Annotated in this window: 11 protein-coding genes; 6 read left to right on the plus strand and 5 right to left on the minus strand. The window is 66.0% G+C overall.

All coding sequences use genetic code 11. From position 1 onward, the window contains the following. Nucleotides 1–36 precede the first annotated feature (36 nt). Nucleotides 37–3,051, minus strand: a complete 3,015-nt coding sequence (locus tag B2747_RS06050) for a beta strand repeat-containing protein (RefSeq protein WP_291157901.1) — start codon at nt 3,049–3,051, stop codon at nt 37–39. 129 nt (nt 3,052–3,180) lie between these two features. Next, nucleotides 3,181–5,103 carry an aspartate ammonia-lyase gene (locus B2747_RS06055; RefSeq protein WP_291157903.1) on the minus strand — a complete coding sequence of 641 codons (1,923 nt, stop codon included), beginning with the start codon at nt 5,101–5,103 and terminating at the stop codon, nt 3,181–3,183. A 162-nt stretch (nt 5,104–5,265) separates the two neighbouring features. Between B2747_RS06055 and B2747_RS06060 the strand changes: the two genes are divergently transcribed. The 6 genes from B2747_RS06060 (at nt 5,266) to B2747_RS06085 (ending at nt 17,022) form a co-directional block, all read left to right on the plus strand. Further along, nucleotides 5,266–6,306, plus strand: coding sequence for a N(4)-(beta-N-acetylglucosaminyl)-L-asparaginase (locus tag B2747_RS06060; protein WP_291157905.1), 1,041 nt, complete (start codon nt 5,266–5,268; stop codon nt 6,304–6,306). Nucleotides 6,307–6,527: 221 nt separating this feature from the next. Then, complete coding sequence (gene leuS / locus B2747_RS06065; RefSeq protein ID WP_291157907.1) at nt 6,528–8,957, plus strand: leucine--tRNA ligase; 2,430 nt, start codon at nt 6,528–6,530, stop codon at nt 8,955–8,957. Between the two features lie 205 nt (nt 8,958–9,162). Next, on the plus strand, nt 9,163–11,184 hold the full coding sequence (locus B2747_RS06070) for an ATP-binding protein (protein WP_291157909.1): 2,022 nt from the start codon (nt 9,163–9,165) through the stop codon (nt 11,182–11,184). Nucleotides 11,185–11,290: 106 nt separating this feature from the next. Continuing rightward, a complete protein-coding gene (locus B2747_RS06075; protein WP_291157910.1) occupies nt 11,291–12,457 on the plus strand; it encodes a PDZ domain-containing protein in 1,167 nt (388 codons plus the stop codon). Between the two features lie 186 nt (nt 12,458–12,643). Then, nucleotides 12,644–13,834 carry an efflux RND transporter periplasmic adaptor subunit gene (locus tag B2747_RS06080; RefSeq protein WP_291157911.1) on the plus strand — a complete coding sequence of 397 codons (1,191 nt, stop codon included), beginning with the start codon at nt 12,644–12,646 and terminating at the stop codon, nt 13,832–13,834. Continuing rightward, nucleotides 13,831–17,022 carry an efflux RND transporter permease subunit gene (locus B2747_RS06085; protein ID WP_291157913.1) on the plus strand — a complete coding sequence of 1,064 codons (3,192 nt, stop codon included), beginning with the start codon at nt 13,831–13,833 and terminating at the stop codon, nt 17,020–17,022. Before B2747_RS06080 ends, B2747_RS06085 begins: the two co-directional genes overlap by 4 nt. 367 nt (nt 17,023–17,389) lie before the next feature. Here the strand turns inward: B2747_RS06085 and B2747_RS06090 are convergent, their stop codons facing one another. The 3 genes from B2747_RS06090 to B2747_RS06100 form a co-directional block, all read right to left on the minus strand. After that, the gene (locus B2747_RS06090) at nt 17,390–19,423 is read right to left on the minus strand and encodes a PAS domain-containing hybrid sensor histidine kinase/response regulator (RefSeq protein WP_291157915.1); all 2,034 of its coding nucleotides are present in this window, start codon (nt 19,421–19,423) and stop codon (nt 17,390–17,392) included. A gap of 214 nt (nt 19,424–19,637) precedes the next feature. After that, entirely contained in the window at nt 19,638–21,701 is a 2,064-nt protein-coding gene (locus tag B2747_RS06095) for a potassium transporter Kup (protein ID WP_291157916.1), read from the minus strand. A 290-nt stretch (nt 21,702–21,991) separates the two neighbouring features. Continuing rightward, nucleotides 21,992–23,329 carry a TolC family protein gene (locus B2747_RS06100; protein WP_291157918.1) on the minus strand — a complete coding sequence of 446 codons (1,338 nt, stop codon included), beginning with the start codon at nt 23,327–23,329 and terminating at the stop codon, nt 21,992–21,994. Nucleotides 23,330–23,333: the final 4 nt, after the last annotated feature.

Raw genomic sequence — 23,333 nt, forward strand, 5'->3', positions numbered from 1 at the left:
TGTCACACCGCTGGCACAACCGTCACACCTGCCGTGCTATCGGCGCGGTGGCCCGGCCGGGCGACGCAGCGGGGCCATACCCGAGGTCCGTGCCTCGGATCGCAGCGGGGCGCGGAGATTGAGTCGCGGCTGGTGTGTCGGGAGCGGGCCACGGCGCAGACGGGCGCCGCGATCCGGATCCAACGCTACACGGCCTCCGCCGAGTGGCGCGGTGACGGCCATCACGCTGCTGCGAAATGCCGTGTTGGAGCCAGTCAGCACCGTGCTGTTGTAGCCCACAGCAAAAGCGCCGCCGCTTGCATCGGGTGCGCCCGACACGGACCAGAGCAAGTCGGTGGTGCCTGAGGCCAGGGCACTCCAGCTGCTGCCATTGAAGCGCAGCAGGGTGCCGCCATCTCCCGTCGCGTAGAGGTCGTTCACACTCGGGCCCCACACCGACGTCAGCACGAAGGACGCTCCCGTATTGAGAGCGCGCCACGAGGTGCCATTGAATCCGTAGGCCGCCGGGCTTCCGCCCGTGCCGTCGGCGCCGACGACGTACACGTCACTCAGGCCGGTGAGCCAGAGCCCCGTGATGGTGCCCGTGCTGGGCGGCGGCGCGCTGCTCCACGTCGTGCCATTGAAGCGCAGTACCGTGCCATTCTCCCCGCCTACCACCACGCTCGAGGCGTTGGCGCCGTACACCGCCCAGAGACTGCTCGAGGCCGTGGTCACCATACTCCACGCCGTGCCGTTCCAGCGCAGCACTTCACCGCGATCGGTGGCCGCATACACGTTGTTGGCTGCCGAGCCCCAGAGGGAAAACACATTGCCGCCGCTGGGGAAGGACATGGCGGTGAAGCTGGTGCCGTTCCAGCGCAGCATCGTGCCGTTGTCGCCGCCAACAAAGGCGTCGGTCACGTTCACGGCCCACACGGCATTGAGTGTCTGCTGGGTCGGGGTGTTGAGCCGCGTCCAACTGGAGCCGTTCCAGCGGTACACAAAGCCGAACTCGCCAACCGCAAAGCTGTTGCTGGCCGATGTGGTCCACACATCGAGCAAGTCGGGTGCGAGGTTGAGCGTGGTCCATGTGGACAGACCACGCAGCACCGCGCCGCGCTGTCCGCCGGCCCACATGCTGCCCGTGTTGTCCATGCTGAGCCCGTACATGGCCGGCGCATATGGCGTGTTCACCGCCGTGAGGGTGTTCTCGTCGAGCTGCGCCACACCGCCATCACCCACGATGTACCGCCGGCCGCTGTTGGCCGTGCTGCCCACCACGCCATAGAAGCTGCCGGGCAGCGACGACGCGCTGACAACCGTCCACACGGCGCCGTTCCAGCGCAGCACCGTGCCCTCGAGTCCCACCACCACCACATCCACCGCCGAGAGTCCATGCACGCCATACAGACCCTCGGCCGTGGGGACTTCCATGCGTGACCAGCCGCCGCCAATGCGTCGACGCACGTCCCCATCGTTGCCCACCACATACACGGTATTGTCACCGGCCCACACCGCGTTGAGATCGAGCGTGGCGCCACTGTTCTGCGCGGTCCACACGCCGCCGCTCAGTTGCAGCACCACACCGCTCGCCCCCACCGCCCAGGCTTCACCGGCGGACGGCACATACACGTTGAACAGATCACGCGTCGTGCCCGAGGTCATGCCCGACCAGGTGCTGCCGTTGAAGCGTGCGATGCGTCCCCCGCGACCCACGGCCACAATGTCGTTGGCCCCAGAGCCATGTACGGCATAGAACTGCGTGTTGAACGCCGCCCCCGTGGTGCTCACCGCCCACGTACTGCCGTTCCAGCGGTACACATCACCCACCGAGTTCACGGCATACGCCGTGTTGGCATCCACGGCATAGACGCCAAGAACGTCTTCGTAGAGCGCACCACCCAATCGCGACGCCCGCCAGAATCCGGCGAGGCGCGGCACCACGGACACCGTGACAGTATCGCGGCGCGTGGGATCGTTCTGCAGCGCGGCCGTAATGAGCGTGGTGCCAGACGAGACGCCCGTCACTACGCCCTGCTCGTTCACACTCGCGACGCTTGGCACGCTCGATGTCCACGCCAGGGTGGTGTTCACACCCGGATCGGCGTTCACCACGGCGGTGAGCGTGGTGGACGTGCCCGGGTTTACGCTCACGGCGCGTTGCTGAATGCTGACCGTGGTGATGCGCGGCGCCACGGTGAGCGTGGCGGTTGCGCGCCGCAGGGTGTCGGCCGTGGCCAGCGCGGTGATGGTCGTACTGCCCACGCCCACCGCCGTCACCACACCACTGCTGTTCACGGTGGCCACCGCCAGGTTGCCGCTGCGCCAGGTCACGGCCTGCGACACACCGGCGTCTGCGGTGACCGTGGCCGTGAACGCGCGTGTGTCGTTGATGTTGAGTGTGGCCGTGGTGGGCGAAACGGTCACGCTGCGCACACTGGGCACGACATTCACCGTGGTGCTCGCGCGCAGCAGCGTGTCGGCGGTGGAGATGGCCGTGATTTGTGTGCTGCCAAGTGCCACACCGGTCACGACCCCGTTGGCGTTGACGGTGGCAATGTTGGTGGCGCCACTTCGCCACGTCACCGTGGTGGGCAGGCCGGCGTCGAGCTGAATGCTCACCGTCAGTGCAGCGGTCTGACCCACACCGATGTTGGCGGTGGTCGGTGAGACCGTCAGCGTGCGCGCCGCCTGCACCGTGATGGTGGCCGAGCCGCTGCGCTGCGCGTTCACGGTCGACGTGGCGCGCACCACGGCCGTGCCGGTGCTGAGCCCCGTCACTACGCCACTGGCGGATACCGACGCCACAGTGGGCTGTTCGGAGGTCCAGGTAATGCCCGTGCCGGCCCCATTGGAGACATCCACCACGGCATTGAGACTCTGGGTTTCGCCCACGCGAATGGTCGCCGCACTCGGCGTCACCGTCACGCTGTTGACGGTGGGGGTGGGCGGAGGCGGAGGTGGCGTGCCCCCATCGCCCCCGCCACTGCAGGCGGCCAGCCCCCCGAGGCCGCTGCCGACCAGCACGAGGGTGAGCAGCGATCGACGGACGGGGAGCGAAAATGTGGGCATGGCCGAAGAAGGAAAACGGAAATCGCGCGCGCCGTGGCGCTGCTCACGCTGCGGCCAAAGCGCGTGGGTCGCAAGGTGGGGCGTGCCCACCCTGTGACCCACGCGTGCCCCGGGTCACCCTTTTTCTCTTCAGGGTGAGGCTTTGCCGCCCGGAGCCACGTACTCCTGCGTGAAACCCTGCGGAGAACGACGCGGTGCTGTCATGGTCTCCGGATCGAGGGCCTCGTCCAGCTGGGCCCGGGTCAACAGCCCGCGCTCCAGCACGATATCGAATACCCCCCGGCCGGTGGCCAGCGCCGTCTTGGCTACGTCGCTTGCTGCTTGATAACCAATGACCGGCACCAGGGCTGTCACAATGCCGATCGAGTGTTCGACAAAGTGACGCATGCGGTCCGCATTGGCCGTGATGCCCGTGACGCAGCGTTCCCGCAGCACCAGGCAGGCGTTGCGCATCATGTCGATGCCACGCAGCAGGCGATAGGCAATGACCGGTTCGAAGGCGTTGAGCTGCAGCTGGCCCGCTTCGGCGGCCATGGTGACCGTGACATCGCCACCGATCACGTCAAAGCAGACCTGGTTGACCACTTCGGGAATGACCGGGTTGACCTTGCCCGGCATGATGGAGCTGCCCGGTTGCATGGCCGGCAGGTTGATCTCACCAAATCCCGCGCGCGGGCCTGACGAGAGCAGTCGCAAGTCGTTGCAGATCTTGCTGAGCTTGGTGGCCGTGCGCTTCATGACACCCGAGAGCTGCACAAAGGCGCCGGTGTCACTCGTGGCTTCCACCAGATCGGGCGCGGTGAGCACGTCAATTTCCGACACCTCAGCCAGTCTGCGCGCGACCAGGTCGGCGTAGCCCGCCGGCGCGTTGATGCCGGTGCCGATGGCGGTGGCGCCAAGGTTGATTTCGCGAATGAGGTTCTGCGCCTCGGCCAAACGGTCCACGTCTTCACGCAGCGTGTGCGAAAAGGCCATGAACTCCTGACCCAAGGTCATGGGCACGGCGTCCTGCATCTGCGTGCGGCCCATCTTGAGCAGCGGCGCGAACTCGGTGCCCTTGTCCTCGAAACTGTCGGCCAGTCGCGCGAGCTCTGCGCGCAATCCCGCCAGGCTGCGGTGCAGCGCGAGGCGCACGGCCGTGGGATATACGTCGTTCGTCGACTGACTGAGGTTGACGTGATCGTTTGGTGAGACCACGTCGTACCGTCCGCGCGCTTCGTTGAGCAGCTCGAGCGCGCGATTCGCAATGACCTCGTTGGCGTTCATGTTGGTGCTCGTGCCGGCACCGCCCTGAATCATGTCCACGAGGAAGTGTTCGTGATGACGGCCGGCGCGAATTTCCCGCGCCGCGCGCACGATCACATCGCAGTGCTGCTGTTCGAGCAAGCCCAGTTCACGATTGGTGAGCGCCGAGGCTTCCTTCACCGTGGCCAGCGCTTCGATGAGCACCGGAAACTCGCGCAGCGGGATGCCGGTGATGGGGAAGTTCTCGAGCGCGCGCAGCGTCTGGATGCCATAGAGCGCCTCGTAGGGCACTTCGCGCTCGCCCAGCAGGTCCTTCTCCACGCGCGTGCGATGCCCGCCAAATCCGAGCGTGCGACCGCGTCCCACCAGCGTCGCATCGGCCTTGCGCAGACGGTCGGAAATGGCGCGCGCCGCGCGGGCCACGAGCGCCGCATAGAGCTGTGGCGCTTCGCGCGTGATGTCATCGAGCTGCTGTCGCGTAAGCACCATGGCCGTGCCGGGCATGATGACGCGCGCCGTGGTGCCGTGTCGGCTATCGTCGAGCAGCAGGCCTTCGCCCACCGCCTCGCCCGGGCCAAGTGTGACGAGGCGCGTGCTGCGGCCGTCGGCGCTCTTTTCAATGGCGACGGCGCCGCTCACCAGAATGGCAAAGCGCTGCCGGGCTTCGCCCTCGGTGAAAATGGTTTCGTCGGGTTGCAGTTCGAGCGGGACAACGTGCCGCGCGAGCTTCCAGAGATGCGCGTCGGTGAAGCCTTCGAGGAACGAGGCCGCGCGCAGTTGATCGGCGATCTGGGCCGGAGTGGTCATGACACCCGTGCAGGTGGGATTGAGGGAGAACCGTCGACTGGCCTCGGCGAGACCGGGTCAGGTCGACCGATGACATACTGACGGCCAAACGGCGCTCTCGCCACGGGGGCGGCGCTGGGCTAATGTCGGGGGATCCCCCTGTTACCACTGCCAGGAGCGTTCGTGCCCGTCACGCGCCGTGAATTCCTCGAAAAGTCCGCCGCCGTCGCGGCTGCCGGCTTCGTCCCCCGTCTTCCAGACGCCGAGATATTTGCCGGCCAGTCCCCGGCCGTGCTGAAGGGCCGCGCCCGGCCCTGCGTCGTGTCCTCGTCCAACGGCCTGCGCGGGGTCAAGGTGGCCTTCGACCAGATCGTGGCGGGGAACGATCCGCTCGATGCCATCATCGCCGGTGTGAACATCCAGGAGCTGGACCCCGATGATCAGTCGGTGGGGCTGGGTGGGCTGCCCAACGAGGAGGGCGTGGTCCAACTCGACGCCTCGTGCATGCATGGCCCCACGCGCCGCGCCGGGGCGGTGGCCGCACTGGAAGACATTGCCACGCCGTCGCTCGTGGCCAAGGCCGTCATGGACTACACCGACCACGTCATGCTGGTGGGCGCCGGCGCCAAGAAGTTCGCGAAGGCCATGGGCTTCAAGGAGCAGGACCTGCTCACGGACAAGACCCGACAGGACTGGTTGCGCTGGAAGGCTCGGCTCAACGCCAACGACGCCTGGCTCGACCATGATGACGACGTGAAGATCAAGTTCACGACGGGCACGATCAACATGAACGCCGTCACGGCCAGCGGTGACCTGGCGTCGGTGACCACCACCAGCGGCATGGCCTGGAAGGTCCCGGGACGCATCGGCGACTCGCCCATCGTGGGAGCCGGGCAGTACTGTGACAATCTGGTGGGCGCGGCCGGCAGCACGGGGCGCGGCGAGGCCAATATCAAGACCTGCGCCTCGTTCCTGATCGTGGAGTTCATGCGCAACGGACTGGCGCCACAGGCAGCTTGCCTCAAGGCGCTCGAGCGGGTGGTGGCCATGACGGAGACGCGGCTCATGGGGCCCAACGGGCGGCCGAAGTTCGACCTCGAGTTCTACGCCGTGGCCAAGGACGGGACGTTTGGTGGGGCCACGCTGTACTCGGGAGGGAAGTTTGCCGTGTGTGACGAGCGGGGGGCGCGGTTGGAGGAGGCGGGGTTCTTGTTTCGCCGCTGATGCCGTTTGGTCCGCCAGACCGTTGAACTGAAGGTGTGAGGATTGGAGGATCCGAGAATTGGAGGGGGCGGGCGTCGGGGGACTCGGAGAAACTGGAGTCCCCGACGCCCGCCCTCTCTTATCCCCAGATCCTCCAATCCTCACACCATCAGTTCAACGGCCTGGCGAACCACACCAGTCCAGCAGACCAAACACCGTCTCCGATCCGCTAGATTTGTGGGATGGACGAGACCACCCCCAATCCGTATCAGCCGTCGGCCGTCGAGCCCAAATGGCAGGCCCGCTGGGCCGAACGTGGCACCAATCGCGCCAAGTTGGACAATCCCGCGCGCCCGTTCTACGCCCTCATGATGTTCCCCTATCCGAGCGCCGAAGGCCTGCACGTGGGGAACCTCTTTGCCTTCACCGGCAGCGACATCTCCGCGCGCTTCCACCGCTTGCTGGGCTACGACGTCTTTCAGCCGCTCGGTTTCGATGCCTTTGGCATTCACTCCGAGAATTACGCGCTCAAGATCGGCGCGCATCCCATGGAGCTCACGCCGAAGAACGTCGCGAACTTCACGCGGCAGCTCGGACGTGCGGGATTCATGGTGGATTGGAACCAGAAGGTCGATACCTCGCGTCCGGATTACTACAAGTGGACGCAGTGGGTGTTCTTGCAGCTCCACAAGCAGGGGCTGGCGTACAAGAAGGCCGCCGCCGTGAACTGGTGCCCCACCGACAAGACGGTGCTGGCCAACGAGCAGGTGGAAGGCGGACTGTGTGAACGCTGCGGCACGCCGGTCGAACAGCGCTTCCTCGAGCAGTGGTTCTTCCGCATCAGCGACTACGCGCCGCGGCTGCTGAACAATCTCGAGTGGCTCGACTGGTCCAACGTCACGCGGCAGGCGCAGCGCAACTGGATTGGCAAGTCGGAAGGCGCGCATGTGCACTTCGATGTGCAGGGGCATAACGAACGCCTTACGGTGTTCACGACGCGCGCCGACACGATCTTTGGCGCCACGTACCTCGTGCTCGCGCCCGAGCATCCACTGGTGAACACGCTCACCACGCCGGCGCAGCAGGAGTCCGTGCGTGCGTACGTGGAGCAGACCACCAAGCAGGATCTCATCTCGCGCAAGAGCACGCGTGAGAAGACCGGCGTGTTCACGGGCGCGTATGCCATCAATCCGGCCACGAAGCAGCCCATTCCCATCTGGATAGCCGACTACGTGCTCATGGAGTACGGCACCGGCGCCATCATGGCCGTGCCGGGACACGACGAGCGCGACTTCGAGTTTGCGCAGGTATTTGGACTGCCCATCGTGCGTGTGGTGGCGGCAGCCGACCAGCAGGCCGACACGCCGCTCGGCGACTCGGCCTTCACCGACGACGACGGCGCGCGTCTCGTGAACAGTGCGCAGTTCGACGGCATGAGCGTAGTGGACGCCAAGCGCGAGGTCACGGCCTGGCTGGCGTCGCAGCAGCACGCGCAGGCGGTCACCAACTACCGTCTGCACGACTGGTGCATTTCGCGGCAGCGCTACTGGGGCCCGCCCATTCCCATCATCTACTGCGATGATTGCGGCGCCGTGCCGGTGCCCGAGTCGCAGTTGCCGGTGGAATTGCCCAACATCCCCGACTTCAAGCCCGACGACAGCGGTATCTCGCCACTCGCGCGTCATGAAGAGTGGTACCGCGTGCCATGCCCCACCTGCGGCAAGAGCGCGCGTCGCGAGACGGATGTGAGCGACACCTTCCTCGACAGCGCGTGGTACTTCCTGCGTTATCCAAGCGCCACGCGCGACGACGTGCCCTTCGATGCAACGCGTACGAAGACCTGGTTGCCGGTCAACTCGTACATCGGCGGCAACGAACACGCCGTGCTGCATCTTCTGTACTCGCGCTTCATCACCATGGTGCTCAAGGATGGCGGGCACATCGACTTCGAGGAGCCGTTCACGCGTTTCCGCGCGCACGGCATGATCATCCGCGAAGGCGCGAAGATGTCGAAGTCCAAGGGCAACGTCATCAATCCCGATCAGTACATGGAGGAGTGGGGCGCCGACGCGTTCCGCATGTACCTCATGTTCCTCGGACCCTACGAGGAAGGCGGTGACTTCCGCGATCAGGGCATCAGCGGCGTGCGTCGCTTCCTCGACCGGCTGTGGGCTTCGGTGCGGGACGCCCGCAGTGAAGGCGGCGCCGAGGAGGAGGTGGTGCGCAAGCTGCATCGCACCATCAAGAAAGTGGGCGACGATACGGCCAATCTCGCCTACAACACGGCCATCGCCGCCATGATGGAGTACATCAACGTCGTGCGCCGCGGCGAGCGTGTGCCGCATCGCGATGAGGTGCAGCCGCTCGTGCAGCTGGTCGCGCCCTACGCGCCGCACCTGGCCGAAGAGTGCTGGGAACTGCTCGGTCACACGGGCAGCGTGTTTGATGCCGGTTGGCCGGCCTTTGACGCGGCGCAGTTGGTGGACAATGCCATCGACCTCGTGGTGCAGGTCAACGGCAAGACCCGCGGCAAGGTGCGGCTGCCCACCGGCGCCGGTCAGGACGAGGCGATGGCCGAGGCCATGGCAGACGCCGCCATTGCCAAGTTCGTGACCGGCACCCCCCGCAAGGTCGTCTTTGTACCGGGACGCCTGCTCAACGTGGTGGTCTGATCTGGCCACCCGGCCGGTGACCGATGCCTCCGGAAGCAGGGTAATGCAATAAGTGGACAGTCGTCAGGCTGGTCGGCCCCCTTCGGGTCGACCGGCCGACACTGAAGTCGCAGGAGCAGTTCGGCTGAACGTGGCATGGAACCCGGGGCACTGATTCGCTTCGGGATGTCGTCGCCGGCAGGATGCGTTTCAGGCAGGTCGTGCGATGTACATCATGTTTCTTCTGGGGCTGGTCAGCCTCACGCTGCAGTTCGCCATGGCGCTCGCCCTCGGGCTCCTGGGCCGCGCACCACGCTGGCGTCATGCCTGGTGGTTTGCCGGCGTGGCCATCACCGCCGGCATGTACAGCACCGTCGATGCTGCCGGAGCGCTCTGGGCGGCGAAGTCCGAGCATATCGGATGGAGTCTGCGCGCCAATCTGTTCAACGGCACGCTGCACGGCGCCGCCTGGCTGTTGTTCACGCATCTGGGCCCGAACGCGAGCTGGCAGGAAATTCCGCGCCGCATACGCCGCGCGGCCGTCTGGTGTGTGACTGCCGTGGCGCTCGTGGTGCTGAGTCCCTCGAGTGTGGTGGCCAGCAACGGCGCGACACTCATCGTGCCCGGGCTCGGCGATGTCATCCCCCATGCACAATTCACCACCCTTGGCACCGTGTTCACGCTGGTGCCACTCACGCTGCTCGCCGTGAGCTGGTGGCAGTTCGTGAAACGCTGGCGGGCCGGCGAGCCCGGCACCGCCTACGTGCTGCTCGGCTTTGCGGTGTTCTTTGCGACGGTCGTGGAGGAAGTGCTGGTCGCCGCCGGTGTCATCCAGTTCCTCTATCTCGCTGACATCGGCTACATCGCGGTTGTCACGCCCGTGACGGTCAATCTGCTGCGCGGCTTCGTGCGCGACGCGCGCGAGCTCGATGAATTGCAGGGACATCTGGCCGACGAGGTGGAACGCCGCACGGTCGAGCGAGATGAAGCACGGCACCTCGTGGTGGAGCAGCAGCGTCTTGCCGCGCTCGGTCGACTCGCCGCCGGTGTGGGCCACGAGATCAACAGCCCGCTGCAGTATCTGCGCCTCAGCCTCGACGAAGTGGCGCAGCAGGCCTCGGTGCAGGCCGACCCGGTGGCGAGTGAGTATCTCGCGCATGCCGTGGAAGGCGTGGATCGTGTGCACAACATCGTGGATGCCCTGCGCACCTACAGTCGTCCGGCCGGCAGCGATCACGCGGTGGTGAACCTGCACGATGTGCTGCAGGCCGCGCTGCGCGTGGGTGCCTCGCAGTGGCGGGGCGACGTGACCATGCACACGACATTCGATGCCGTACCACCAGTGCACGGGCATGAGGGACGCCTCGTACAGGCGGTGCTCAACGCCCTCGTCAATGCGGTACATGCCGTCACCGCCCGACCAGCGTCGGCCGGGCGCGAGGTGTGGGCGCGCACCGGTACAACGGCCAATGGCTGGGCCGAGATTGTCGTACGTGACAACGGTGCCGGATTTGCCCCCGAGGTGCTCTCTCGCATCGGCGAACCCTTTGTCACCACGCGCGCTGATCAGGGCGGAACGGGACTCGGCATGTTCGTGCTGCGCGGCATCGTGCAGAACCACGGCGGTGTCCTGCTCTGCAGCAACACCGACGTCGGCGGTGCCGAGGTGCGACTGCAGTTTCCGGCGGCAGACGCACCGTCGCATGCGGCATCATCGCATGCGTCATCGTCACTTGCGACGGTGTCGCATGAACCGTCGTCGGACATGGTGCCGTCCGCATCACATAACGCCGCACAGCCGGTCGCTCAGGTCGCTACACCCCAGGCGCGCACGTCATTGCCCATCCGTCACGCCATCCGCGTGCTCATGGTGGAAGACGACGCCCCCTCACTGCGCGCCTACGTGCGCGGCTTGGGTGCCGAAGGCTGTGTGGTGCAGGGATTCACCGACGCCGAGTCGGCGCTTGCGTGGCTTGCTTCGCATGCGGTGGACATCGTGGTGACCGACCTCATGATGCCGGGCATGTCGGGCGCCGAGTTCGCGGAGCGACTCGAGGCGAGTCATCCCGAACTGCGTGAGTCGCTCATCGTGCTCACGGGCGGGGCGGTCAGTGCCGAGGCCGAAGCCTTTCTGGCGTCCGACTCCATTCTGGTGCTCGAAAAGCCCATTGGTCGTTCTGCCCTGGTAACGCGCGTTCGTGAGCGCCTGGCAGCCGTACACGGTCCCGACGTGGTGCGAGCCGCGTAAACCCCGCAGCTGGGCCGCGTGTCCGACAGGACAAACCCATGAGGCGACCATGGAGCCGGCGTGCACCGCCAGGGCTCGTCGCCGGGCAACCCCTGGAGGATACATCATGCAGGTTTCTCGAGCGTTTCACAGCCCAATCGCCGCCACGCTGGCCGCCGTGGCCTGGGCCACACCGGGTGTGGCGGCGTCCGTCGTGCTTGCGGCGCCGGCCGAAGCCCAGGCGCGTGAAGAACGCGTGATCACCATCCCGCGCGGCGCGGCCGTGATGCCCGGAGGCGCCATGTGGGTGCGGTCCGAATCGCGCGCCGTGCTGGGCGTCACGCTCGGCGCCGGCTCGAGCAAGGACACGGCCGGTGTCACGGTGGAGCAGGTGGAAGCCGACGGCCCGGCGGCCAAGGCGGGCCTCAAGGCCGGTGATGTGATCACCGCCATCAACGGCATCAGCCTCAAAGTCGCCAAGGAAGACGCCGAAGACCTGGCGCTCGTGGGTCTGGCCCAGCGTCGGCTCCAGCGGGCCATGGCCAAGGTCAAGCCGGGCGAGGCCGTGTCGCTGCAGCTTCGGAGTGGCGGGCAGTCCAGGTCCGTGAGTGTGACCACCGTGTCCGAAGCGGCCCTGGCGCAGGGCTCGGAGCCCGTGCGCAGCATGCGGCGATCCATGGGGGGCTCGGTCACGGAGGAGGACCGCCGCGGACGCGTGGGGCTCACCATTTCGCCCATGGGCAATGTGCGCGACACCCTCGGACTATTTGTGAGCAGCGTGGTCTCGGGTGGTCCCGCCGAGAAGGCCGGCATTGTGGAGGGTGACCGCATTGCGGCAGTCAACGGCGTGGACGTGCGCGTGGCAAAGGAGGACGTGGAAGACCGCCAGGCTGGCAGCGCGCGCGCCGACCGCTTCATCCGGGAGGTACAGAAGGTCGAACCGGGCAAGGCGGTGAATCTGCGCGTGTACAGCGGTGGCCGGTATCGCGAAGTGGCCGTCACGGCAGTCAAGGCCAGCGAGCTGCCGGGTGGCGAGTTCGGGGTCACCATTGGCGACGGTCAGGTGCGCATCATGGCGCCATCACTTCCGCGCCTGCCACGCGGCACTATCGAGCCATTCATGTTCAATGGACCGGACGTGCGCATCTACCGTCGCGATGGCGAGGGCATGCGGGAGTTGCGGCTGGATCGGGACGGCCAGGGGCCGGTCATCCTGCGACTGAACCCCGACAGCATTCGGGAGCGCGTCCGGGAAACCGTGAACAATCGCGTGCGGGTCATCAGGGCCAGCTAAGGGCATTCCGGGCAACGAACCCCGGGCAGCCGGCGTTATCTCCGGCAGATCCTGTAAACGCGCGCCCCTCAACGAGGTGGCGCGCGTTCCTCGCCGAAAGGCGCCACATCGTTCGCCCCGCGAATGCTCGCCATTGCTTTGCCAGCGCAGTCCCCGCGCCGGCTGCCCGTTTCCGTCGTCGCCCTCGTGCTTCCTTTGGCGCTCTTCGGCGCCTGCAAAAAGGAAGGCGGTCCGCCGCAGCGTCCAACACCCACCGTTTCGGTGCAGACGGCCACCAAGGGGCCGCTCCCCTACGTGGTCGAAGCCAACGGCCAGGTCGAGCCCAATCGCACGGTGGCCGTGCAGTCGCTCGTGTCCGGTCAGCTCACACGCATTGCCATCGCCGAGGGCGACGAAGTCCGGCAAGGGCAGGTGCTCTTCCAGATCGACGCGCGGCCGTTCCGGGCGGAGCTCGATCGCGTGAAAGCCACGCTGGTCCGCGACGAAGCCAACCTCACCCGCGCGCGTGCCGATTCGGCCCGCTTTGCCGCGCTGGCCAAGGACGGCTACGTCACCAAGCAGCAGCTCGACCAGACCTTCGCCGAAGTCGGCTCATTGGCGGCCACCGTGGCCGCCGGCCGGGCGCAGCTCGAGCGCGCCGAGTTCGATCTCGAGAACACCACCATTCGCGCGCCCATTGGCGGTCGCACGGGGCAGTTGCTGTATCGCGCTGGGTCGCTGGTGCGCGCCACCACCGACCAGTTGGTCACCATCAACGAGCTGCGGCCCGTACTGGTGCGCTTCCCGGTGCCGGAGCGTGACTTCGAAGAGCTGCGGCGCCGCGCTGGCGTAGACCAGAAGTTGCGCGTGCGCATCACGCCGGGCGGCGGCGACAGCACCAATGCCATCGACGGCACGCTCACGTTCGTCGACAATCAGGTTGATCGGGCCTCCGGCTCCGTGCTGCTCAAGGCCACCGCGCCCAATCAGGATCGCGCGCTCTGGCCCGGTCAGTTCGTGAGCGTTGCCCTCACGCTCAGCGTGGACAGTGACGCGGTCACCGTGCCGTCGCAGGCCGTTGTCACCTCAGGCAGCAACACCTTCGTGTACACGATGGTGGATAACGTGGCCCGCCGCACACCCGTCAAAGTGGGGCGGCAGGCGGGTCTCGTGAGCAAGATCGACAGTGGCCTCGTGGGCGGCGAGCAGGTCATCGTCGAAGGTCAGACCCGGCTCACCGATGGCGCCAAGGTGCAGTTGCGCACCGCGCCCCGTGGTCCGGGCGGCGCGCCGGGTGATGGCCCGGCCGGCACCGCCGTCAAGGAATCCGCCAATGCCGTCAGCCCGGCGGCGAATCCATCGACCAAGCCGGGCACCAGTCCTGGAGTCAAGCCATGAGTGCACCGTCCGTTCCGCCGAATCAATCGGCGGACGAGTCCGCGCCTGGCGCGTCTGCGCCATCCGCCGTTGGTCTCAACCTGAGCGAGATCTGGATCCGTCGGCCGGTCATGACCACGCTCGTCATGACGGCCATTCTGATCTTCGGCGCCGTGGCGTATCAGCGGTTGGCCGTCAGCGACCTGCCCACGATCGACTACCCCACCATCACGGTGTCGGCCAACCTGCCGGGCGCGAGCCCCGAGGTCATGGCCACGTCGGTGGCCACACCGCTCGAGCAGCAGTTCGCCACCATCAGCGGCATCGACAACATCACCTCGTCGAGTTCGCAGGGCAGCACCAACGTCACGATCCAGTTCAATCTCGATCGCGACATCGACAAGGCGGCCGCCGACGTGCAGTCGGCCATCTCCAAGTCGCTGCGGTCGCTGCCGCAGGGCATCAATCCGCCCTCGTACAACAAGGCCAACGCGGCCGACTCGCCCATCATGATGTACTCGCTCAACTCCGACGTGATTTCGCGTCCGGAGCTCAACGAGTACGCGGAAACGTTCATCGGTCAGCGCCTCAGCACGGTGACGGGTGTGGCGCAGGTGCAGGTCTACGGCTCGGCCAAGTATGCCGTGCGCGTGCAGCTCGACCCGGGCGCCATGGCGCAGCGCGGCATTGGCATCGACGAAGTGCAGCAGGCCATCAACACCGGCAACAGCAACTCGCCGGCCGGTGTGCTCATGGGCCCCAACCAGGCCTTCACCCTGCAGGCCACGGGACAGCTGCGCAACGCGGCCGAGTTCCGTCAGCTTGTGGTGGGGTACCGCAACGGCAGCCCGGTTCGCCTGGGTGATCTGGGCCAGGTCATCGACGGTCTGCAGACTTTGCGTGGTTTCAGCGAGGTGAACGGCCGCGCCAACATTTCGCTGGCCATCATCCGTCAGCCCGGCGTGAACACCGTGGCCACGGCCAAGGCGGTGGAGGCCGAGATGGCGCAGCTCATGGAACAGCTGCCGGCCAGTGTGAATGTGCAAAGCATCTTCAACCGCGCCGAGAGCATCGAGCATGCGGTGTGGGATGTGCAGTTCACGCTGGTGCTCACCGTGGCCCTCGTGGTCATGGTGATCTTCCTGTTCCTGCGCAATGTGCGGGCCACCATCATCCCGTCCCTGGCGCTGCCGTTCTCCATCATCGGCACGTGCATCGTCATGTACGCGCTCGATTACAGTCTCAACAACCTCACCCTCATGGCGCTCACACTGGCCGTGGGGTTCGTGGTGGACGACGCCATCGTGATGCTCGAGAACATCGTGCGTCACATGGAGATGGGCAAATCCCCGCTGCGCGCGGCGCTCGATGGATCGAAGGAAATCAGCTTCACCATCCTCTCCATGACCCTGTCGCTGGTGGCGGTGTTCATCCCGCTGCTGTTCATGCCGGGGCTGGTGGGTCGTCTCTTCCGCGAGTTTGCCGTCACCATCGGTGTGGCCATTCTCGTGTCGGGCTTTGTCTCGCTCACGCTCACGCCCATGCTGGCCGCCAAGTTCCTCAAGGGCGGCGAAGGTCACGCGGCCACTGAGGGCAAGTGGCGCTCGGTGGAGCGGCTCTACCAGGCCACCGAAGGGCTGTATGTGCGCTCGCTGGACTGGGTCATGCGGCATCGTCCGCTGACCATGGTGTTCAGCGCGCTCACGCTGGTGGCCACGGTGGGACTGTTCATGTACATCCCCAAGGGCTTCCTGCCCTCCGAAGACACGGGTCGCGTGCAGGGCTCGGTGGAAGGTCCGGAGGGCATCGGCTATGACGCGCTGTCGGCCAAGGCACGTGAAGTCGGGCAGATCATCGAGAAGAGCCCGTACGTGGAGCGGGTGAACGTCTCGGTTGGCGGCGGGCCGTTCGGTGGCAACAACAGTGCGCGCCTCATGCTGATCCTCAAGGATCGGTCGGTGCGTCCGCACGTCGATCAGGTCATGCGCGAGATCACGCGCTCCGCCGCGGGTGTGCCGGGCGTGCAGGTGTTCCTGCGCAATCCGCCGCCCATCAACATCGGCGGACGCCGCGGCAACAGCGCCTACTCCGTGTCACTGCAGGGCGCGGACATCGCCGAGTTGTACACGTCGGCGCGCGCGCTCGAAACGCGCATGCGTGAGCTGCCGGAGCTCGAGAACATCTCGAGCGACCTGCAGGTGGGTAATCCGCAGGTGGCCGTGCAGATCGATCGTGAGCGGGCCTCCGCGCTTGGCGTGACGGCCAGCCAGATCGAGAATGCGCTCTACAACGCCTATGGTTCGCGGCAGGTCAGCACCATCTACACGCAGACCAATCAGTACCAAGTCATCATGGAACTGCAGGAAGAGTTCCAGAAGGATCCGGCGGCCCTGAGCCAGCTGTTCATTCGTGGCAACACGGGCAACCTCGTGCCGCTCGGCGCGGTGGCCACGTTCACCAAGGGTGTGGGGCCGCAGTCGGTGCAGCACAACGGCCAGCAGCCGGCCGTGTCCATCTCGTTCAATACGCGGCCCAACGTGGCGCTGGGTACGGCCGTCGAGGCCGTGCAGCGTGAAGCGGCGGCCGTGCTGCCGGCCAGCGTAACCAGTGTGCTGTCGGGTGATACGCAGGCCTTTGCCCAGGCGCAGAGTGGTCTGCTGGCGCTGCTCGTGGTGGCCATCTTCGTCATCTACGTGGTGCTGGGCATTCTCTACGAGAGCTACATCCATCCCATCACCATTCTCTCCGGCCTGCCCTTCGCGGCCGTGGGGGCGCTGGCCACGCTGCTCATCTTCGGCAAGGACCTCAGTGTGTACGCCTACGTGGGCGTGATCATGCTGATCGGCCTCGTCAAGAAGAACGCCATCATGATGATCGACTTCGCCATTGAAGCCGAGCGCAACGAAGGCATGACGCCCTTCGATGCCATCGTGGAGGCGGCGCGCGTGCGCTTCCGGCCCATCACCATGACCACCATGGCCGCGCTCATGGGCACGCTGCCCATTGCCGTGGGCTTTGGCGCCGGCGCCGAGTCACGTCAGCCCCTGGGCCTGGCGGTGGTGGGCGGCCTCGCATTCTCGCAGCTGGTGACGCTGTACGTGACGCCGGTGGTGTACACGTATCTGGATCAGATCGTGAGCCGGCGCCGGCGCGCGAAGAGCCGGAGTATGGCGCAAAGCATGGAGCCCGTGCCCGTCGCGGGAGACTGAGCTCTCGTCTCTCGGCGCTGGTCTCTCGCTTCTCATCTCTGAGCTCTGAGACTTGAGAGGGTGTGAGACCAGTGGCTTCGCCCAGACGGTGCGAAGATGGGACTGAAATAGAGGATGCGAAACCAGCAACCAATGAGGTGAGACATGCGATCGTGTGGGGCTGAGGACTGCGGTCGCGGTTGCCGCAACTGCAGTCCCCGGTCGCCCACCGTCGGGACTCTCATCTCATTACTTGCTGGTTTCGCATCCTCTATTTCTGTCTGGTCCTCGCACCGTCCGGGCGAAGCCACCGGTCTCACACCCTCTCAAGTCTCACAGCTCGGAAACGAGAGGCGAGAGACCAGAAGCGAGAGACCAGAGGCGCGATTCAGGACTTCGAAAGTCCCGTTGCTGTGCCTACCAACTCGAAGAGCTCCGCCGCGCTGAATGGCTTCTGCAGAAAACCCGACAGCTCTCGCCCCGCAAACAGTCGCGTGACGTCGGACTCGTTGTATCCACTCATGAGCAGCACGCGCACATCCGGCCGTATGCGGCGCATCGCGCGCAGCGTTTCCTCGCCGTTCAGATTCGGCATCGTGAGATCGAGCAGCACCAGCGCATAGTCGTCCGGCGACTCGGCAAACTGCGCGATGGCGTCCTGCCCGTCGTGCGCGACCGACACCCGGAATCCCCGACGACGCAGTAGCGCCGACGCCACCGTGCGCACGCTCTCCTCGTCGTCCACCACGAGAATGTGCCCTTCGCCTCGCCACTCGCCTTCGGCGTGGCCACCGGTGCCCGGCTGTGCGGCGCTGGCCATGGGGAAGAGCAGCTTGACCGAGGTGCCGGAGCCCACCTCGCTGTACACGCGGATGGCCCCGTTGTGGCTCCGCATGATGCCCATGGTAGCCGCGAGTCCGAGGCCGCGACCCGTGAACTTGGTGGAGAAGAACGGCTCGAACATGCGCTGACGCGTGGCCGCGTCCATGCCCGTGCCTGTGTCCCGCACTTCCACGAACACGAAGCGCCCGGGCATGGCCATCGAACCCGGCACACAGGTGTTGAGGTACTCGAACGTGACATCCTGCACGCCCGCCACCACGCTGATGACACCCGGACGTTCCTGCAGCGCATCGGACGCATTGGTCACCAGTGTCATGACCACCTGCCGGAACTGATTGAGATCGGCCTCCAGCGGTGGCAGGTCGGTGGGCAGTTCGAAGTACAGCGACGCGTTGCGGGCCACCGCGGCCCGCAGCAGCGAGGCCATCTCGTCGATGCTGCGCGTGGCGTCGAGCGACTCCACGTGGTAGCGCCCCTTGCCCGCATACGCCAGCAACTGGCGCGTGAGCTCGGCGGCCTTCTGCGCCGAGCGTTCGATTTCGTGCAGACACTCCCGCATCGCGAGCGGCACGTCGTCGTCCAGCAAGGCCAGCGAGGCGTTGCCCAGAATGCCAACCAGCAGATTGTTGAAGTCGTGCGCGATACCACCCGCCAGCACGCCAAGCGACTCGAGCTTCTGCGCCTGCTGCATCTGCGATTCAATGCGCGTGCGCTCCGACTCCGCGTTCACCTGTTCGGTGATGTCGAGCGCCGTGCCCACGAGGCGGCGTGAGGCCTCGTCCGCACCCTCCACCAGCATGATGCTGATCTGCATGTGCCGCACCTGACCATCGGGCCGCACGATGCGCGCGCGCAGTTGCTGCCGTGTACCTGTGGAGGCCGCCAGGCGGAGCGCTGCCTGCACACGTTCGGTGTCGTCGGGGTGCGTGAAGCGCAGCGTTGGATCGACGCCAATGCGCGACTGGTCCAGTGTGGCCGGATCATGCCCCATGAGGCGCACCAGTTTGTCTGACCAGAACCAGCGATTGGTGTTGGCGTCCAGCTCGAAGCTGCCGATGCTGGCCGCCTCCTGCGCCATGAGCAGCATTTCCTGATTGCGGCGCAGCTGATTGAAGGCGCGCCGATGCTCGGTCACGTCCTCCAGGACCGCCACCACCCCGTCGTCCGCCGGATAGGCGTACACCAACTGCCAGCGGTCCAGCTGCACATCGTGGCGCTCGAATCGGGCCGGGGCCCCCGTGTCGAGCACCGTCTGGTAGGCCCGGTGGAAGATGGAATCGCGCAGCGTGGGATACGCGTCCCAGATGTGGACGCCCACCAGGCTCGCGGGGTCCACACTGCCATAGCGGGCCGCGGACGGGTTCACATAGCGCACCCGGAACTGTCGATCGAGAACCAGCTTCGGGTTGGGACTCAGTGCAAACAGCGCCACCTGCTCCGGCGACAGCGGCCGGAACGGCGGGAGTTCGGCGGGCCGAGGGGCGGGGGCCGAAGAGGCGCTGGTTGACACGGAGGCGGCCAACTTGGCGTCCGACTGGGACTCCGACATGACGTCGAGGGGCGGGCGTCGAGGGTGCATGGCCACAGGAGCTCGGCCATGCCAGGGAGGGACAGGAGCCGCCACGTCGCGAACTCAGCTCCCTAAAATGACGCCGCGGTCGCAATTGAACATAGGGCACTCGCCCCATTGCCCGCTGGACTTTCACGGACTGGCACGCAGGTGATCGGCCCGCCCTGCCAATAGCTCAGCTCGGCAGGGCGCCGCTAATTCCCTTCGCAGTGAGCCGAACTCGTCAGAACTCGATCTGCGTCCCCAGTTCCACCACACGATTGGGCGGAATGCCGAAGAACGCCGTGGCGCCGCGGGCGTTGCGCGACATCAGCGCAAAAATGACCTTGCGCCACCTGGACAACTTGACGCGATCGTTGGGCCGGCTGGCCACGGGAATGAGACGTTCGCGGCCAAGGAAGTAACTGGTTTCCATGGGCTTGGCGCGAATGCCCATCTGATCCACCACTTCGAGCACCTGCGGGATGTTGGGCGTCTGCATGAAGCCGTAGGTGGCGATCACCCGCCAGAATCCCTGGCCCAGCGGCATCAGGCGCACGCGCTCCGCGGGCGTCGTTTCCGGCACATCGGCGGTCTTTACCGACATCAGCAGCACACGCTCGTGCAGCACCTTGTTGTGCTTGAGGTGATGCAGCAGCACAGGCGGCACACCGTCGGCCGAACTGGTCATGAACACCGCCGTCCCACTCACCCGGTGCACCGTGGACTTCTCCACGCCATCGAGAAAGAGGTCGATGGGCATGGTGCCTTCGTTGAGTCGCTGCGTGAGCAGGGCGCGTCCCCGCTTCCAGGTGAGCATGAGCAGGAAGAGCACCAGGCCCAGCGCCATGGGCACCCAGCCCCCGTGCATCAGCTTGACCACGTTGGCGCCGAAGAAGAACAGGTCCACCGTGAGAAAGAGGCCGCTCAGCAGCAGCGCCTGCCAGGGCTCCCAGCGGAAGCGGATGCGTGCCACGAGGTAGAACAGCACGCTCGTGATGAGCATGGTGCCGGTGACCGCAATGCCATAGGCCGCGCCCAAGTTGCTGGTGTTGCGGAAGGCCAGCACCACAACCAGACAGCCCACGGCAATGAACCAGTTCACCTCGGGAATGTAGATCTGGCCTTCTTCCACCTTGGACGTGTGTCGGATCTCGAGACGTGGGATGAAGCCCAGCGCGATGCCCTGTCGGGTGGTGGAGAACGCGCCGGAAATCATGGCCTGCGAGGCCACAATGGCCGCCAGCGTAGCGATGATGAGCAGCGGCACCAGGAACCACGACGGCGCGAGCAGGAAGAACGGGTTCTCCGCCGCTGCCGGATTCTCGAGCAGCAGCGCACCCTGCCCGAAGTAATTGAGCAGCAGGGACGGGAACACCAGAATGATCCAAGCCAGGCGGATGGGCTTGGCGCCGAAGTGGCCCATGTCGGCGTACAGCGCTTCACCGCCCGTAATGACCAGCACCACCGAGCCCAGCACGAAGAACGACAGACTGCCGTTGGCCTGCACGAACTGCACCGCATACCAGGGGTTCACCGCGGCAAGAATGCCGGGCTGCCGAACAATTTCGGCCAGGCCCAGCACGGCAATGGTGATGAACCAGACCAGCGTGATGGGGCCGAAGGCCTTGCCCACGAGGTCGGTGCCGAAGCGCTGCACGGTGAACAGCGTCCCGAGGATGACCACGGTGATGGGGACGATGTAGGCCGCGAGGGAGGGAATGGCAAACTCGAGACCTTCCATGGCGCCCAGCACACTCATGGCTGGCGTGATGATGCCGTCGCCGTAGAGGAGGGCGGTGCCGAAGAGGGCGAGGGCGACGAAAATGCCACCCTTGGTAAAGCTGTGCGGGGTGCCGCGCGGGAAGATCAGCGCCAGCAGGGCGAACTGGCCGCCTTCGCCACGATTGTCAGCGCGCAGCACGAAGCTCACATACTTCACGCTGACCACCAGCGTGAGGGCCCAGACGATCAGCGAGAGGACCCCGAACACATTCTCGCGGGTGGGCTGCAGGCCATAGAGATGGCCGAAGATTTCCTTGACCGAGTACAGCGGGCTGGTGCCGATGTCCCCGTATACCACGCCAAGCGCGGTGAGCGTAAGGATCGCCAACCGTTTGCCGGTGGGATCGGGGTCGCGGTGATGATGGCCGCTGGAAACGGCTGCCGCGGGAAACATGCCAGTGGTGGCTCGAATGACCTCGCCAGGCTTGGCATCGAGGGCATTGACCGGACCGGGGTCGTCGTCCGCGGCCGGTCCGGATTTCGAGCCGCCACTGACCGAGGATGTAGAGGCGTCGTCGGTCATGTAACGGGTGATGAAACGCGCAATCTAGTGGGAATCGGAAGCAAGGTGGAGGACCCGCGAAAACTCGAGGCTCGGAACCGATCGGTGAGGCCATCAACCCAAAACCCGGAACCTGAACCCAGAACTCGAAACTGATCAGTTCCGAGTTCTGGGTTCGGGTTCCGGGTCATTGGTTCGCCAACCCAGAACTCCCCACTTGTACTCAAAGCTCAAAGCTCACCGAAAGTCCGGTCAGCTATGAGCTTTGAGTTCAAGTCTTGAGTTTTGGGTCTGCTCCTGCCGCGCGCCGCCTACAACTCCCGCCCGATGAGCGTCGACAACTGCGCCCGCGCCACCCGCCCATCAAACCGGGCCTGGATGAGCGCCTGGCGCGCCTGATTGAGCTGGGTCTGCGAGGTCAGCAGATCCAGCAGCGTGGACGCGCCGAGCGCGTAGCGCTGCTGCTGTACCCGCAGATCTTCTTCGGCGGCGGCGATGGCCGCCAGCTGCACTTCCACGCGGGCCTCGGCCGTGTTGAGCGCGCGCAGCTGCTGCTCGAGCTGCTGCCGCGCCGCCAACCGCGCATCGCGGGCCTGGGCCTCGGCGTTGCGGAGCGCGACATCGGCCTGCACCGAGGCCTGCTCACGCGCGAGGTTGTTGAACAGCGGCAGCGACAGGTTGAACGTCATGTTCTGCCGGTTCGGATTGCTGCCACCGAACAGCACCAGGTTGCCACGGTCGAACTCGCGGCTACCCTGCGTCAACGTGTACTGGTACGAGAGCGACAGCGTCGGCAGATACTGCGAACGCTGCGCGTTCTTGCTCGCGCGCGCCGACTGCAGATTGGCCTCGGCCACCTGTACCGCGGGGCCACGCGACACGAGGGTTTCCAGCTCGTCCTCCGTTGGCATGGCCGCTGCCACATACGCCGTATCGGACAGCGAGGCGGTGACCGTGGTGGGCGAACCCACCAGGCGCGTGAGCGCGGCATTGGCCACCCGCCGATCGTTCTGCGCCGTGAGCACGGCCAGGCGCGCGTTGCCGACCTGAATGACACTGCGCAGCGAGTCGGACTTGGTGGCCACACCGGCCGTTACGCGGGCCGCTGAGGCCTTGAGCTGCTGCTCTGCCTGCTCGAGCAGTGCCTTGGCCGCCAGTTCCGATTCATGCGCGGCCAGCACGGCGTAGTACTGCTGCTTGACCTGGAACGAGGCATCGAAGCGCGACTGGATGACCGTCGCGTCGGCCACGTCCCCCCCAGCACGCGCGCGACGCAGCTCGGCCCAGCGACGGCCACCGTCAAACAACTCGAGCTGCGTGTTGAGCCCGTTGTTGTAGTTCCACGGATTGCCCGTGAGCGGGATGAGCTGACCCTGGAAGAACTGCACACCCTGCGTGCGTCCGCTCGAGGCATTCATCGTGAGCGACGGCAGATAGGAAGCCACCGCCGAGCGGGCCGCCGCCGCGGCGGTGCGCTCGAGGCCCCGCGCACTCACCACGGCCGGCAGATTGCGCTGCGCCATCTGCACCGCCTCGGCCAGCGAAATGGGGCGTGCCCCATCATCTGGAACGGTGGACGTCTGTGCACGCAGCGGGGCGGCCACATGGACCGCCCCGAGTACCAGCATCATCGTCCCGCGCTGCATCATGCGG

The sequence above is a fragment of the Gemmatimonas sp. UBA7669 genome (assembly GCF_002483225.1).
In the GTDB taxonomy this organism is placed as follows: Bacteria; Gemmatimonadota; Gemmatimonadetes; order Gemmatimonadales; family Gemmatimonadaceae; genus Gemmatimonas.

Coding starts and splice junctions, on each gene's coding strand:
- B2747_RS06085 (WP_291157913.1), top strand. CDS start 13,831: ATGAGTGCACCGTCCGTTCCGCCGAATCAATCGGCGGACGAGTCCGCG.
- B2747_RS06075 (WP_291157910.1), top strand. CDS start 11,291: ATGCAGGTTTCTCGAGCGTTTCACAGCCCAATCGCCGCCACGCTGGCC.
- B2747_RS06050 (WP_291157901.1), bottom strand. CDS start 3,051: ATGCCCACATTTTCGCTCCCCGTCCGTCGATCGCTGCTCACCCTCGTG.
- leuS (WP_291157907.1), top strand. CDS start 6,528: ATGGACGAGACCACCCCCAATCCGTATCAGCCGTCGGCCGTCGAGCCC.
- B2747_RS06095 (WP_291157916.1), bottom strand. CDS start 21,701: ATGACCGACGACGCCTCTACATCCTCGGTCAGTGGCGGCTCGAAATCC.
- B2747_RS06100 (WP_291157918.1), bottom strand. CDS start 23,329: ATGATGCAGCGCGGGACGATGATGCTGGTACTCGGGGCGGTCCATGTG.
- B2747_RS06055 (WP_291157903.1), bottom strand. CDS start 5,103: ATGACCACTCCGGCCCAGATCGCCGATCAACTGCGCGCGGCCTCGTTC.
- B2747_RS06070 (WP_291157909.1), top strand. CDS start 9,163: ATGTACATCATGTTTCTTCTGGGGCTGGTCAGCCTCACGCTGCAGTTC.
- B2747_RS06090 (WP_291157915.1), bottom strand. CDS start 19,423: ATGCACCCTCGACGCCCGCCCCTCGACGTCATGTCGGAGTCCCAGTCG.